At 53.4% G+C, this 14,872-nt stretch carries 14 protein-coding genes and 1 pseudogene; 14 read left to right on the top strand and 1 reads right to left on the bottom strand.

Going from position 1 to position 14,872, the window contains the following annotated elements; translation table 11 throughout:
• The first annotated feature begins 41 nt into the window (after positions 1-41).
• The 14 genes and pseudogenes from pspB to AB8846_RS02905 all read left to right on the top strand — a co-directional run bounded on the left by pspB (position 42) and on the right by AB8846_RS02905 (position 13,758).
• Positions 42-266: an envelope stress response membrane protein PspB gene (pspB, locus tag AB8846_RS02840; protein WP_023312045.1), complete on the top strand. Its 225-nt coding sequence runs from the start codon at positions 42-44 to the stop codon at positions 264-266.
• Positions 266-625, top strand: coding sequence for an envelope stress response membrane protein PspC (gene pspC, locus AB8846_RS02845; RefSeq protein ID WP_023617934.1), 360 nt, complete (start codon positions 266-268; stop codon positions 623-625). The genes pspB and pspC overlap by 1 nt, the downstream gene beginning before the upstream one ends.
• Before the next feature lie 12 nt (positions 626-637).
• Positions 638-862: a phage shock protein PspD gene (gene pspD, locus AB8846_RS02850; RefSeq protein WP_023312043.1), complete on the top strand. Its 225-nt coding sequence runs from the start codon at positions 638-640 to the stop codon at positions 860-862.
• A 197-nt stretch (positions 863-1,059) separates the two neighbouring features.
• Complete coding sequence (locus AB8846_RS02855; RefSeq protein ID WP_370731963.1) at positions 1,060-2,757, top strand: sugar phosphorylase; 1,698 nt, start codon at positions 1,060-1,062, stop codon at positions 2,755-2,757.
• Between the two features lie 14 nt (positions 2,758-2,771).
• Positions 2,772-4,064 (top strand): ABC transporter substrate-binding protein, encoded by a 1,293-nt coding sequence (locus AB8846_RS02860; RefSeq protein ID WP_370731964.1) that lies wholly within the window; start codon positions 2,772-2,774, stop codon positions 4,062-4,064.
• A 22-nt stretch (positions 4,065-4,086) separates the two neighbouring features.
• Positions 4,087-4,967 (top strand): annotated as a pseudogene (locus AB8846_RS02865) (carbohydrate ABC transporter permease).
• Positions 4,954-5,796 carry a carbohydrate ABC transporter permease gene (locus AB8846_RS02870; protein WP_023335920.1) on the top strand — a complete coding sequence of 281 codons (843 nt, stop codon included), beginning with the start codon at positions 4,954-4,956 and terminating at the stop codon, positions 5,794-5,796. Before AB8846_RS02865 ends, AB8846_RS02870 begins: the two are co-directional and overlap by 14 nt.
• A 28-nt stretch (positions 5,797-5,824) precedes the next feature.
• Positions 5,825-6,877, top strand: a complete 1,053-nt coding sequence (locus AB8846_RS02875; protein ID WP_331412138.1) for a zinc-binding alcohol dehydrogenase — start codon at positions 5,825-5,827, stop codon at positions 6,875-6,877.
• Positions 6,878-6,894: 17 nt separating this feature from the next.
• On the top strand, positions 6,895-7,683 hold the full coding sequence (locus AB8846_RS02880) for a sugar phosphate isomerase/epimerase family protein (protein WP_331412139.1): 789 nt from the start codon (positions 6,895-6,897) through the stop codon (positions 7,681-7,683).
• A gap of 11 nt (positions 7,684-7,694) precedes the next feature.
• Positions 7,695-8,753: a Gfo/Idh/MocA family oxidoreductase gene (locus AB8846_RS02885; protein WP_331412140.1), complete on the top strand. Its 1,059-nt coding sequence runs from the start codon at positions 7,695-7,697 to the stop codon at positions 8,751-8,753.
• Positions 8,747-11,026 carry a glycoside hydrolase family 65 protein gene (locus tag AB8846_RS02890; protein ID WP_370731965.1) on the top strand — a complete coding sequence of 760 codons (2,280 nt, stop codon included), beginning with the start codon at positions 8,747-8,749 and terminating at the stop codon, positions 11,024-11,026. Before AB8846_RS02885 ends, AB8846_RS02890 begins: the two co-directional genes overlap by 7 nt.
• Positions 11,016-11,681: a beta-phosphoglucomutase gene (gene pgmB, locus AB8846_RS02895; RefSeq protein WP_370731966.1), complete on the top strand. Its 666-nt coding sequence runs from the start codon at positions 11,016-11,018 to the stop codon at positions 11,679-11,681. The genes AB8846_RS02890 and pgmB overlap by 11 nt, the downstream gene beginning before the upstream one ends.
• A 13-nt stretch (positions 11,682-11,694) precedes the next feature.
• Positions 11,695-12,777 (top strand): ABC transporter ATP-binding protein, encoded by a 1,083-nt coding sequence (locus AB8846_RS02900; RefSeq protein WP_331412142.1) that lies wholly within the window; start codon positions 11,695-11,697, stop codon positions 12,775-12,777.
• A 66-nt stretch (positions 12,778-12,843) separates the two neighbouring features.
• Positions 12,844-13,758, top strand: coding sequence for an OmpG family monomeric porin (locus AB8846_RS02905; protein WP_370731967.1), 915 nt, complete (start codon positions 12,844-12,846; stop codon positions 13,756-13,758).
• Positions 13,759-13,792: 34 nt separating this feature from the next.
• Here AB8846_RS02905 and AB8846_RS02910 read toward each other — a convergent pair whose 3' ends face one another.
• The gene (locus tag AB8846_RS02910; protein WP_370731969.1) at positions 13,793-14,803 is read right to left on the bottom strand and encodes a LacI family DNA-binding transcriptional regulator; all 1,011 of its coding nucleotides are present in this window, start codon (positions 14,801-14,803) and stop codon (positions 13,793-13,795) included.
• Positions 14,804-14,872: the final 69 nt, after the last annotated feature.

Genomic DNA, 14,872 nt, shown 5'->3' on the forward strand with positions numbered 1-14,872 from the left:
GCGGCACCTGAGCGTGCCGCATCGTAAGACAAGGAGTACACATGAGCGCGCTTTTTCTGGCCATTCCCCTGACAATTTTCGTGCTGTTCGTTTTGCCGATTTGGCTATGGCTGCACTACAGCAACCGTTCTTCACGGGGCGAACTTTCCCAGAGTGAACAACAGCGTCTGGTACAGCTCTCCGATGAGGCGAACAAAATGCGCGAACGCATTCAGGCGCTGGAAGCCATCCTGGATGCCGAACATCCAAACTGGAGGGACCGTTAATGTCTGGACTGAATCTGAATAAAAAGTTGTGGCGTATCCCACAGCAGGGCATGGTGCGCGGCGTTTGTGCCGGGCTGGCTCATTATCTTGATGTCCCGGTTAAACTGGTACGCGTGGTCACGGTGCTATCGATCTTCTTTGGTCTGGCATTTATTACCCTGGTGGCTTATATCGTCCTGTCGTTTGTTCTTGACCCGATGCCGGAAGGAGAACTGGCTGCGGAAGGTGCCCCCACCAGCAGCGATCTTCTCAATGCGGTTGATGAGCAACTCGCCGCCGGTGAGAAGCGGCTACGGGAAATGGAACGCTATGTCACGTCGGATACCTTTACGCTGAGAAGTCGTTTTCGTCAGCTTTAAGAGAGAGATGAGATGAAACAACACTGGCAACAGGCCGGTCAGAAGGTAAAACCCGGCCTGAAAATCGCAGGCAAACTGGTCCTGCTGACCGCATTACGGTTCGGCCCGGCAGGTGTGGCGGGTTGGGCGATAAAATCCGTTGCCCGTAAGCCGGTCAGAATGGTGCTGGCCGTGGCGCTCGAACCGCTGTTGCAAAAGGTGGCAAAACGGCTTTCACGCCGCTACTTATCCCAATAATTCCCGCTGGCGTTAGCCCTTTCCCTTCCGGGAGAGGGACTGGCGACGGTTAACCGCATTTTCTCTTTTCCCCGTGCTTTTTTTGCGGCAGCTCACAATATTGCGCTGAGCTGCTTTGCAAACACCTTTTTCTCCTCCCTGGTCCGTTGACAGATATTTTCCATGGGAGTAGATTGCCACTTCGTGGGACCGCTACCATGGAAAGTGAAATGAATACAAAAATTAAAGAATTGATTAATCTTGTTTACGGGGAAACATTTTCTGAAGCCCATCTTAATGTGCTGCTGGAAAATATCGGAAAGGCCGCTTCTGTTATTACAGAAAAACGTAAGATGGCCTGGGATGAAAAAGATGTTGTTCTGATTACCTATGCCGATCAGTTTTCAGCGAAAGGGGAGAAGGCGCTACCAGTTTTTACACGTTTTTATAACAAATGGCTTTCTCATTCTTTTTCTCATGTCCATCTCTTGCCTTTTTATCCGTGGTCTTCGGACGACGGGTTTTCAGTTATTGATTATCATGAGGTTGCACCTGAAACGGGTACGTGGCGAGATGTCGCTGAATTAAAACAGTCAACCAGCTTAATGTTTGATTTCGTCTGCAACCACATGTCAGCTAAAAGCAAATGGTTCGCTAATTATCTGAAGCAAACGCCAGGATATGACGATTTCTTTATTTCTGTCGATCCTGAAACAGACTTATCCGCAGTGACGCGTCCGCGCGCCTTACCGCTTCTTACGCCTTTCACGCTGCATGATGGCAGCGTACGACACCTGTGGACCACCTTCAGCGAGGACCAGGTTGATCTCAATTTCGCCTCTCCGCAGGTGCTGATTGCGATGGTCGACGTGCTGCTGCATTACCTGATTGAAGGGGCGCGTTACATTCGTCTGGATGCTGTGGGCTTCATGTGGAAAATACCCGGAACAAACTGCATCCACCTCGAGCAAACCCACCAGCTCATCCAGCTTTTCCGCGCCATTACCGAGGCTGTCGCCCCGGGGACGGTGATTATCACCGAGACGAACGTTCCGCACAAAGATAACGTTGCTTACTTCGGTGACGGTGAAAATGAAGCGCAGATGGTTTATCAGTTCTCATTGCCTCCGCTGGTGCTGCATGCCGTGCATTGTCAGGACGTCCGGACGCTGAGCCAGTGGGCAGCGTCGCTGACGCTGCCTTCCACGAAAACCACCTGGTTTAACTTCCTGGCCTCGCATGACGGGATTGGTCTGAATCCGTTACGCGGCATTTTACCTGAGTCGGAAATCCTCTCACTGGTGGAGAAACTTCAGGCTGAAGGGGCGTTGGTTAACTGGAAAAATAACCCGGATGGTACACGCAGCCCTTATGAAATTAACGTGACCTATCTGGATGCATTAAGTACGCGTGACAGCCTTGATAGCCATCGGATTTCCCGATTTATTCTGGCGCATGCCGTCCTCTTAAGCTTCCCCGGGGTGCCTGCGGTTTATATCCAGAGTATTCTCGGCTCGCGTAATGATTATACAGGTGTTGAACGCCTGGGATACAATCGCGCAATAAATCGTGAGAAATACACTGCAGGACAAATTGATAGCGCGCTTGAAGATAAAAATAGCCTTCGTTATCAGGTATATTGCGCGTTAAGTCAGCTAATCTCGCTGCGTCGGGCGGAAAAAGCCTTCCACCCTGACAGTGAGGCTTATTTTAGCGCGTGTGGTGAACATATTTTAAAAATCGTTCGTATTGCGGATTGTGGCGAGAGAATAACGGCGTTGTTTAATTTCAGCGATGGTATTCAAACGGTGGAATCCGATATTCAGTCCGGGGCGGAGTTGATTACCGGAGAAAATATTACAGATAAAACGCTGACCCTACATCCATGGCAGGTGTTGTGGATTAAAGAAAACTAAAAAGGACCTTAAAAATGAAAATGCCCAGAATTGTGCTGATATCAGCACTGGTTTCGTGCGCCTTATTATCAGGCTGCAAGGATGACAAAAAGTCTGCTGTCACCATTGAGTTTATGCACTCATCGGTCGAGCAGGAGCGTCAGGCGGTTATCACGAAGCTGATCGAAAAATTCGAGAAAGAGAACCCTGGCATCACGGTGAAACAGGTGCCGGTAGAAGAGGATGCCTACAACACCAAGGTCATTACGCTCGCCAGAACGGGCGCGCTGCCTGAGGTGATAGAAGTCAGCCATGACTACGCGAAAGTCATGGACAAAGAGCAACTGCTCGATCGCAAGGCTATCGGTGAAGCCATTAAAGCAGTAGGCGAAAACACCTTCTATGACGGCATTTTGCGTGTTGTTCGTACGGAAGACGGTTCTGCCTGGACGGGGGTGCCAGTCAGTGCCTGGCTATCCGGCGTCTGGTATCACAAAGATGTGCTTGCTGCGGCGGGTATCCAGGAGCCGCATAACTGGGAACAGCTGCTGAAAGCCAGCCAGAGCCTTAACAACCCGGCTAAAAAACGTTACGGCATTGCGCTGCCTACCGCGGAAAGCGTGATGACAGAGCAGGCGTTCTCCCAGTTTGCGCTTTCCGGCGGCGCGAACGTTTTTGATGCCAATGGGGACGTCAACATTGAAACCCCTGAAATGGCAAAAGCCCTGGCGTTTTATAAAGCCCTTGCCGCGACCACTATGCCGGGTTCAAACGACGTCATGGAGATCAAAGATGCCTTCATGAACGGTTCCGCGCCGATGGCGGTTTATTCCACCTACATCCTGCCGGCGGTCTTCCAGGATGGAAACCCTGCCAACCTGGGCTTCGTCGTCCCAACAGAAACATCTTCTGCTGTTTACGGCATGGTCACGTCGCTGACGATTACCACCGGTCAAACCGAAGAAGAAACTCAGGCGGCTGAAAAGTTTGTCACCTGGATGGAGCAGGCTCAAAACGCAACCGACTGGGTCATGATGTCGCCTGGCGCGGCACTGCCGGTGAACAAGCTGGTGGTGGGCACCGATACCTGGAAAAACAACGATGTGATTAAAGCGTTTGGGCAACTGCCTTACGAACTGATTGCGCAGTTCCCGAATGTGCAGGTCTTTGGCGCCGTGGGCGACAAAAACTTCACACGCATGGGCGATGTAACCGGGTCCGGCATTATCAGTTCCATGGTGCATAACGTCACGGTGGGAAAACACGATCTCAGCAACACGCTTAGTGACAGCCAGAAGCGGCTGACTGATCTGATTTCACAACGATAGGAGCGCTCTGCGGAAGGAAATTATGAAGACGTTGTTTTCTGGTCGTTCAGATATGCCTTTCGCCATGCTGCTGTTGGCCCCCAGCCTGATTTTGCTGGGGGCCTGGTGGCCTGGCCAATGATTTCCAATATTGAAATCAGTTTTTTACGACTGCCGCTTAACCCGCGTATTGATGCGGTGTTCGTCGGGCTCGATAACTACATCCGCATTCTCGGGGATGCTGCGTTCTGGCACTCGCTGTGGATGACGTTCTGGTACACCGCGCTGGTGGTGATCGGCAGCACGGGGTTGGGGCTGGCTGTTGCGGTCTTCTTTAACCGTGAGTTTCGTCTGCGGAAAACGGCACGTTCACTGGTGATTTTGTCCTACGTCACCCCGTCCATTTCGCTGGTGTTTGCATGGAAATACATGTTCAACAACGGCTACGGCATTGTGAACTATCTGGGCGTTGACCTGCTGCATCTGTATGACCAGGCGCCCCTGTGGTTCGACAATCCTGGCAGCAGTTTTGTACTGGTGGTGCTGTTCGCCATCTGGCGTTACTTCCCGTACGCGTTCATTTCGTTCCTGGCGATTTTGCAGACCATTGATAAGTCGCTGTATGAAGCGGCTGAAATGGACGGCGCGAATGCCTGGCAGCGTTTTCGAATCGTCACGCTGCCCGCGATTATGCCGGTGCTGGCAACGGTGGTGACGCTCCGCACTATCTGGATGTTCTACATGTTTGCGGATGTCTACCTGTTGACTACCAAGGTCGATATTTTGGGCGTCTATCTCTACAAAACGGCATTCGCTTTCAATGATTTGGGTAAGGCTGCGGCGATTTCCGTCGTGCTGTTCGTGATCATCTTCGCGGTGATTCTGCTGACCAGAAAAAGGGTAAACCTCAATGGCAACAAATAAACGCGTACTGAGCCGTATTGGTTTTTATCTTGGGCTGGCGGTGTTTCTGGTCATCACGCTGTTCCCGTTCTTCGTGATGCTAATGACGTCGTTTAAGAGTGCGAAAGAGGCGATATCGCTTAACCCGACCATATTGCCGCAGGCGTGGACGCTGCAGCATTACGTCGACATCTTTAACCCGCTGATTTTCCCGTTTGTGGACTATTTCAAAAACAGCATGGTGGTGTCGTTGACCTCCTCGGTGATTGCTGTGTTTCTCGGCACGCTGGGGGCTTACGCTTTATCCAAACTGCGTTTTAAGGGCCGCACGACGATCAATGCGAGTTTTTACACCGTCTACATGTTCTCCGGGATATTGCTGGTGGTGCCGCTGTTCAAAATCATCACGGCCCTTGGGATCTACGACACCGAGCTGGCGCTGATTATCACCATGGTGACCCAAACGTTACCGACAGCGGTGTTCATGCTGCGCAGCTATTTCGACACCATCCCGGACGAAATCGAAGAAGCCGCGATGATGGACGGCCTGAACCGCCTGCAAATCATCTTCCGCATCACCGTACCACTGGCGATTTCCGGGCTCGTATCGGTGTTTGTCTACTGCTTCATGGTGGCGTGGAACGACTATCTGTTTGCGTCCATTTTCCTGTCCAGCGCCAGCAATTTCACCTTGCCGGTCGGGCTGAACACGCTCTTTAGCACGCCAGATTATATCTGGGGTCGCATGATGGCGGCATCGCTGGTGACGGCGCTTCCGGTGGTCATCATGTACGCCCTGTCTGAACGTTTTATTAAAAGTGGTTTGACCGCCGGTGGCGTGAAGGGCTGAGGCGGCCAATTTTAACAAGGAGTCAGTCATGAAAAAATTAGTTGCGACAGCGCCTCGTGTGGCGGCGCTGGTGGAGTATGAAGATCGTCCGGTTGCGGTTCATGAAGTGAAAATTCGGGCCCGCTTTGGCGCGCCGAAACACGGTACCGAAGTGGTGGATTTCCGCGCGGCAAGCCCGTTTATTGATGAAGAGTTCAACGCAGAGTGGCAGATGTTCACGCCGCGTGAAGAGGGGGCCGCGCGCGGTATCGAATTCGGTAAGTTCCAACTGGGCAACATGATTGTTGGCGACATTATCGAATGCGGCGCAGACGTGACGGAATACCAGACAGGCGATCGCGTCTGCTGCTACGGTCCGTTGCAGGAGACGGTCATCGTTAACGCGGTTAATAACTACAAGCTGCGCAAAATGCCGCAGGGCGCGTCCTGGAAAAACGCCGTTTGCTACGATCCAGCGCAGTTCGCCATGAGCGGCGTCCGTGATGCCAACGTCCGCGTGGGCGACTTTGTGGTCGTAGTCGGTCTGGGGGCCATCGGGCAAATTGCGATTCAGCTGGCGAAAAAAGCCGGGGCGTCCGTCGTTATCGGCGTCGATCCTATCGAACACCGCTGCGAGATCGCGCGCCGTCACGGTGCGGATCATTGTCTGAACCCAATCGGTACCGATGTGGGGCTGGAAATTAAGAAGCTGACCGGTAAGCAGGGTGCGGATGTGATCATCGAAACCAGCGGATTTGCGGATGCACTGCAATCCGCGCTGCGCGGACTGGCCTATGGCGGCACCATCTCCTACGTAGCCTTCGCAAAACCGTTCGCGGAAGGCTTTAACCTCGGCCGCGAAGCACATTTTAACAACGCGAAGATTGTCTTCTCCCGCGCCTGTAGCGAACCTAACCCGGACTACCCGCGCTGGAGCCGCAAGCGTATCGAAGAGACCTGCTGGGAACTGCTGATGAACGGCTATCTCAATTGTGACGATCTGATCGATCCGGTTGTGACCTTCACCACCAGTCCGGAAAGCTATATGAAGTATGTCGATCAGCACCCGGAACTCAGTATCAAAATGGGCGTCACTTTTTAAGCTAAGGAGAGCACATCATGAAAATCGCAACACAAAACCAGGCTTTTTTCCCAACCAACATCATGGAAAAATTCCAGTACATCAAAGCGATGGGTTTTGATGGCTATGAAATTGACGGCCGCCTGCTGGTGGAAAACCTCGACGACGTAAAAGCCGCTATCAAAGCCACCGGTCTGCCGGTGACGACGGCCTGCGGTGGATACGATGGCTGGATTGGCGACTTTATCGAAGAACGTCGTCTGAACGGGTTAAAGCAAATCGAGCGCATTCTGGAAGCACTGGCTGAGGTGGGCGGCAAGGGCATTATCGTGCCTGCTGCCTGGGGAATGTTTACCTTCCGTCTGCCACCAATGACCTCGCCGCGCAGCCTGGACGGCGATCGCAAAGCCGTAAGCGCCTCCCTGCGCTGGCTGGATGAGGTGGCGGCTCGCACCGGCACGACCGTCTACCTGGAGCCGCTGAACCGCTATCAGGATCATATGATCAACACCCTGGCTGACGCGCGCCGCTATATCGAAGAGAACGGCCTGAAGCACGTGCAGATCATCGGCGATTTCTATCATATGAACATCGAAGAAGACTCTCTGACGGATGCGCTGCATCAGCACCGCGATCTGCTGGGTCATGTGCACATTGCAGATAACCACCGCTATCAGCCGGGAAGCGGCAGCCTCGATTTTGCCAGCCTGTTCGAGCAGCTGCGTGCGGATAATTACCAGGGTTACGTAGTGTATGAGTGCCGTGTGCGCGCCGAGGATCCGGCTCAGGCATACCAGGACTCGCTCACTTATCTGCGTGAATGCTAAGGATGACGAGCGTGATGAGTGCTTCTACACCTTCGCCGCTGCGCGTCGCCATTATTGGTGCCGGGCAGGTCGCGGACAAAGTGCATGCCTCGTATTACGCCACGCGCAGTGATGTTCAGATGGTGGCTGTCATGGACAGCCGCCTTGAGCAGGCACAGGCGTTCGCGGAACGTTATGGTATTCCCTCTGTATGGCAGGATGCGCGAGAAATGTTCGAGGCGGTTAAGCCGGATGTGGTGAGCGTCTGTTCGCCTAACCGGTTCCACTTCGAGCACGTCATGGCTGCGCTGGAAGCGGGCTGCCACGTGATGTGTGAAAAACCACCCGCGATGACGCCGCAGGAGGCCGATCGGATGCGCATGGCCGCGCGCAAGGCGGGAAAAGTGCTGGCGTATGATTTTCACCATCGTTTTGCTCTCGATACGCAACTGCTGCGTGAGGCTGTGATGAAGGGCGCGCTGGGGGAAATTTATTACACCACGGCGCAGGCGCTACGGCGCTGCGGGGTTCCTGGCTGGGGCGTCTTTACCAACAAAGCGCTACAGGGCGGTGGGCCACTGATTGATATCGGCATCCATATGCTTGATGCCGCAATGTATGTTCTGGGGTTCCCGGCGGTAAAACGGGTGACCGCGCATAGCTTCCGGAAGCTGGGAAACCGTAAAAGTACCGGTCAGTTTGGCGAGTGGGATCCCACGCAGTTTACCGTGGAAGATGCCCTGTTTGGCACGATTGAATTCTGCAACGGTGGCCTTCTGCGTCTGGATACCTCCTTTGCGCTTAACATTCGCGAACAGTCCATCATGAACGTCGCATTCTGCGGTGAAAAGGCAGGGGCAACGCTGTTTCCGGCGCACGTCTATAACGACGAAGCCGGTGTTTTACAAACCCTTACCCAGCGCGAAGAGGCGGACGACCAACGCCACCTGCGCAGTATGGATGCCTTCGTGCGCCACGTGCAGGGAGAACCCGTCATGATCGCTGATGCGGAGCAGGGGCTGGTTATCCAGCAGCTTGTCGCCGCGCTGTATGAATCAGCAGAAACAGGGGAAAGCGTGACGTTATGCTAAACGTGTCTGTATTAACCGACCCGGGCTTTTGTCCACACAGCCTGAATAAATACGCCTCCATCATGGCCTGCGGTAATGGCTACATGGGGATCCGCGCTGCGCATGAAGAAGATTACACCCAGCAAACCCGAGGCATGTATCTTGCGGGTCTCTATCATCAGGCGGGTCGTAACGAGACCACTGAGCTGATCAATCTGCCGGATGTCACCGGTATTGATGTTGAGCTGGATGGCGTCAATTTCACGCTCCTGTCAGGCGACATTCTTGAGTGGCAGCGCGAGCTGGCGTTTGCCAATGGCGAACTTCGTCGCAGCGTCGTCTGGCGCTCGCCTGACGGAAAACGCTATCGCCTGGAAAGTCGTCGTTTCGTGTCGCTTGACCAGTTGCCCCTGGTGGCCATCCAGCTTTCGATCACACCGCTTGATGCCGCCACGCAGGCCGTGCTGAAGACCGGTATTGATGCAACGCAAACGAACAGCGGCAGACAGCATCTGGATGAAATGTCGGTCAGAGTGTTCGACCAGCAATACATGCAGGGCGTGTATGAAACGCAGGACCGTGCGTCAGAAATTGTTGTTTCGGCGTTTTGTCAGCTCTCTGCGAAGAGCGACAGCTGTTTCACCGCCAAAAACCGTCGTCTCAGCGTTCATCATGCGCTGAAAATTGCGAAGGGTGACACTGTCACGCTCGAGAAAATCGTCTGGGTGACGCATCGCAGTGATAAAGCACTGTCGCAGGCCTCTTTCGCTCGCAACGCGCTGGCCGATCTTAAGGTCTGTGCGGCAAGAGGCTACGACGCGTTGCTTGAGAGTTCATCGTATGCCTGGGAAGAGGTTTGGCGTAACGCTCGGGTGGAAGTGGACTCTACGGAGTATCAGGATCAGATGGCGCTGGATTACGCCGTCTGGCATTTGACGACCATGACGCCTGCCCATGATGAGCGAAGCAGTATCGCCGCCAAAGGGCTGACGGGCGAGGGGTATAAAGGCCACATCTTCTGGGATACCGAAATTTTCCTGCTGCCTTTCCATCTCTTCACGCGTCCCCAAATCGCCCGTAGCCTGCTGCGTTATCGTTGGCTCAACCTGGCCGGTGCGCGGGAAAAAGCCCGTCGCAACGGCTGGCCCGGCGCGTTATTCCCATGGGAAAGCGCCGCCAGCGGGCTGGAAGAGACGCCAGAGTTCGCGGCGATCAACATCCGAACCGGCACGCGCCAGAAGGTGGCCTCCGCGCTGGCGGAACACCACATCGTGGCGGACATTGCCTGGGCCGTCGTCGCTTACTGGCAGGCGACGCACGATGATGCCTTTATGCGAAATGAAGGCCTGACGCTGCTGATGGAAACCGCTACGTTCTGGATGGGTCGCGCAACGGAAATGGATGGCCGTCTCGAAATCCATGACGTCATCGGACCGGACGAATACACCGAGCATGTGAACAACAACGCGTATACCAACTATCTGGCCTGGCATAACGTTGCCTGCGCTCGCCGGTTTATGGCGATGTTTGGGCGCGAGGATGACGGTTTTACGCAAAATGCCACACGGTTCCTGACGCGCTTATGGCTGCCGGAGGCCAATTCAGACGGTGTGATCCCGCAGGATGATACCTTCATGGCGAAACCTGCCATTGACCTGAGCCGCTATAAAGCGAAAGCGGGTAAGCAGACTATTCTGCTCGATTATTCCCGCGCGGAAGTCAACGAGATGCAGATCCTTAAGCAGGCTGATGTGGTGATGCTTACCTACCTGTTGCCGGAGCGGTTTACCCCGCAGCAATGTGCCGCCAATCTGGCGTTCTACGAGCTCCGCACCATCCATGACTCTTCGCTGAGCAAGGCCATTCACGGCATTGTGACCGCCCGCTGTGGTAACACCGAGGGTGCCTACGCCTTCTGGCGTGATGGCGTCGCCATTGACCTTGGGGACGACCCGCACAGCTGCGATGACGGGATTCACGCCGCTGCGACCGGCGCTATCTGGTCCGGCGTCATTCAGGGCTTTGCCGGTATGCAGATAGTGGAAGGGGAACTGCACCTTGCGCCCAGGTTGCCGGCCCACTGGCGAAGACTTGCTTTCCCCCTGCGCTGGCGGAATGCAACGCTGCATTTTACGTATGAAAACGAGGTGTTAACCATTGAAGCTTCGGCACCTGCCACGCTGACGCTGTGGGGCAAAACGCTTCACGTATCGGGGCATAAAGTTTGCGCCTATAAGGACTTTCTTACATCTGTAAATGGGACCGCTACCACGGAGGTGCGCCATGACGCTTAAGGCTGTTGTATTCGATCTGGACGGTGTGATCACCGATACCGCACACCTCCATTTTTTAGCCTGGCGTGCAGTGGCGGAGGAGATCGGCATCACCTTCGACGACGTGTTTAACGAACAGCTGAAGGGCATTAGCCGTATGGATTCCCTTCAGCGCATCCTGAAGCATGGCGGGAAAGAGGGGATGTTTAGCGATGAGCAGCGCCTCGCGCTGGCGACGAAAAAAAACACGCTCTATGTCCAGTCTCTGGCGTCACTGACGGAAGATTCACTGCTTCCCGGTATTCGCGACGTGCTGGCGGATATCCGTGCGGCGAACGTCAAAATTGGGCTCGCCTCCGTTTCCCTGAATGCCCCAGGCATATTGCGTGCCCTGGGCATTCAGCACGCTTTTGATTTTTGTGCTGATGCCTCCCTGATTATCTGTTCGAAGCCGGACCCGGAGATCTTCCTCGCCGCCTGTGCAGGCCTGAATGTGCGTCCTGAAGAGGCCATTGGCATCGAAGATGCACCTGCAGGCGTTGAGGCGATTAACGCGGCGGGAATGCTATCGGTTGGGATTGGATCTGGCCTGAACCATGCGGGATTACAACTTCATTCAACGCGGGAACTGACCTGGAAATGCCTGACCGAGTTTTGGGCATCCCGGACGTATTGATAAGGAATTAACAATGGCTCAACTGTCTCTGAAACACATTCAGAAAATCTATGATAACCAGGTCCACGTGGTTAAGGATTTCAATCTCGAAATCGAAGACAAGGAGTTCATCGTCTTCGTCGGGCCTTCGGGCTGCGGTAAATCCACGACGCTGCGTATGATTGCCGGTCTGGAGGAGATCAGCGCGGGGGAACTGGTCATTGACGGGGTGTGCATGAATGACGTTCCCGCCAAGTCTCGCGATATTGCGATGGTGTTCCAGAACTATGCGCTTTATCCGCATATGACCGTCTACGACAACATGGCGTTTGGCCTGAAGATGCAAAAAATTGCGCCTGCGGTCATCGAAGAGCGCGTTAACTGGGCGGCACAGATCCTCGGATTACGTGAGTACCTCAAGCGTAAACCAGGCGCGCTGTCCGGCGGCCAGCGTCAGCGCGTGGCGTTAGGCAGGGCGATTGTGCGCGAAGCGGGCGTGTTCCTGATGGATGAACCGCTCTCCAACCTCGATGCCAAGCTTCGCGTGCAGATGCGGGCTGAAATCAGCAAGCTGCACCAGAAGCTTAACACCACGATGATTTACGTGACCCACGATCAGACGGAAGCCATGACGATGGCGACCCGCATCGTGATATTAAAAGACGGCATTATTCAGCAGGTCGGTGCCCCGAAGCAGGTCTATAACGAACCGGCAAACATGTTTGTCGCAGGGTTTATTGGATCGCCAGCCATGAATTTCATTCGCGGCGCTATCGACGACCGCTATTTCGTCACGGAAACGCTGCGGCTTGAGATCCCGGAAGACAAGCTCGCTTCACTGAATGCCGCAGGGTATCAGCGCAAAGCCGTGGTCTTTGGGATCCGCCCGGAAGATATTCTCACTCTTCAGAGCAGCGGTGAAAACATCGCGGCGAAAGTCAGCGTAGCCGAACTGACCGGCGCGGAGTTCATGCTCTACGCCACCGTTGGCGGTCATGAGCTGGTTGTTCGCGCTGGAGCTGCGAATGATTATGCCGCAGGGGATACTATCAGCATCCAGTTCGATATGAATAAGTGCCATTTCTTCGACGCTGAAACCGAAGCGGCTATTAGATAAGAAAGGTGTTCGCCGGAAATGCAAATTTCCGGTTTTTTTGTTTGTTACTTATAAAGGGAATAATTAATGAGTACTCTACTAAGAAGTGCTGCGCTCATGCTGTGCGCAGGGGTTAGCTGTGTACAAGCATCAGAATCAGCTAAACAATGGGAATTTAATATTGGCGCGATGTATGAAATCGAAAACGTTGAGGGGCAGGCCGACGATAAAGATGGATTATATGAACCTTCCGTGTGGTTTAATGCAACCTGGGATGCATGGACTATTTCGCTGGCGATGTATCAGGAGGGGCCGGTTGATTACAGCAGCATGACCCGTGGAACCTATTTTGACCGTCCTGAATTTGAATTACGCTATCGTTTTATCGGAACCGATGATTTTACTTTCGGTCTGACCGGTGGTTTCCGTAATTATGGTTATCACTTTAAAGATGAGCACGGTGCTAAAGACGGCAGCGCTAATATGCAGCGCTACAAAGTTCAGCCTGACTGGGATATTAAATTAACCGACGACTGGCGTTTTGGCGGCTGGTTTGCCATGTATCAGTTTGCTAACGATCTGGAAAAAACGGGTTATGCTGACAGCCGCGTCGAAACCGAAACGGGCTTTACCTGGACCATTAACGAAACCTTTGCGGCTAAAGTGAATTACTATTTAGAGCGCGGTTTCAATATGGACAGTTCCCGTAATAACGGCGAGTTTTCTACCCAGGAAATTCGTGCCTATCTGCCCATTTCGTTAGGCCAGACCACCCTGACGCCTTATACCCGCCTGGGGCTTGATCGCTGGTCGAACTGGGACTGGCAGGACGATCCTGAGCGTGAAGGACACGATTTCAACCGACTCGGTCTCCTCTACGCTTACGATTTCAACAATGGTTTATCCATGACGCTGGAATACGCCTATGAGTGGGAAAACCACGATGAAGGCGACAGCGACCGCTTCCACTATGCGGGAGTTGGCGTAAACTACGCGTTCTGACCGACGTCATGCCAGGGGCAATATGCCCCTGGTTTTAGCGAAGGGAAGCAGCCAACAAAAAGTGGGTATCAACCAGCACTTTTTGCGGGGCGGGCTGACCGGCAATACGCCTGAAAAGCAGATCGCAGCTCTCTTCCCCCAGCTTTCGGGTCGGGATATCAAAGCCGCCAGGTGCGGGCGTTAAAATGAGAGACAGCATCGGGTCACTGTATCCGGCTATCACCACCTGCTCCGGGATCATCAGATTCAACTCATCCGCCGCGCGATAGAGGCTCAGCAACTTCATGCTGTCGGTAGCAAATACCGCATCAGGCGGCGTGGGTGACGACAACAGTTCCAGAGCCGCAGTAAGCGCACTCTCATGGGTATAACCGCCATCCCTGATCCATTCCGGGTTAATGCTAATATGGTGCTTTTCCATACTGGCTTTATAGCCCGCCAGGCGATCAATCGAAACATGATAATCAAGCGGCGCATGCAGACAGGCAATTTTTCGGCGACCGTTTTTTATAAAGGTTTCGGTCAGCGTGGCGCTGTCATGGAAATTATCCGTGTCGACGGAATAAATATTTTGATACTCACCTTCAACTTTGCCGATGACCACAACCGGTACGCCATACGCATCCAGCGTGGTGAAAAAGGATTCATTTGCGGGTGAACTCAGCATAATGATCCCTTTGATCATCTTCTGTTTTATTTTACTCACACATTTGAGCAAATCGTCTTCGCTGCTTTTTGACGTTTGTAAAATAACATCAAACCCTTCTTCTTCCGCTTTTGCCGTAATGGCATGAAGAACATCGGAGAAAAAAGGATTACCGGCAGTGGTTTTTGTTGATCGGGTTGAAATAACCATAATGGCATCGAAGCCTGAAGAGGTCAGGGCGCGGGCCAGTTTGTTGGGCTGATAATTTAATTCGTCAATCGCCTTCAGCACTTTGTCACGTGCTTCGGGAGAAATATTCGTTTGTTTATTCAGAACGCGGGAAACGGTTGATTTCGATACGCCCGCAACCCGTGCGATATCATAGATGGTGGGTGACATACACCTTACTCACTCCGGACTGACAGCAATGTTGTTCATCTTACTGGAGAGAAAACGGCAATAGCAATA

This window comes from Enterobacter sp. KB-221C9 (genome assembly GCF_041320715.1).
GTDB lineage: Bacteria > Pseudomonadota > Gammaproteobacteria > Enterobacterales > Enterobacteriaceae > Enterobacter > Enterobacter asburiae_D.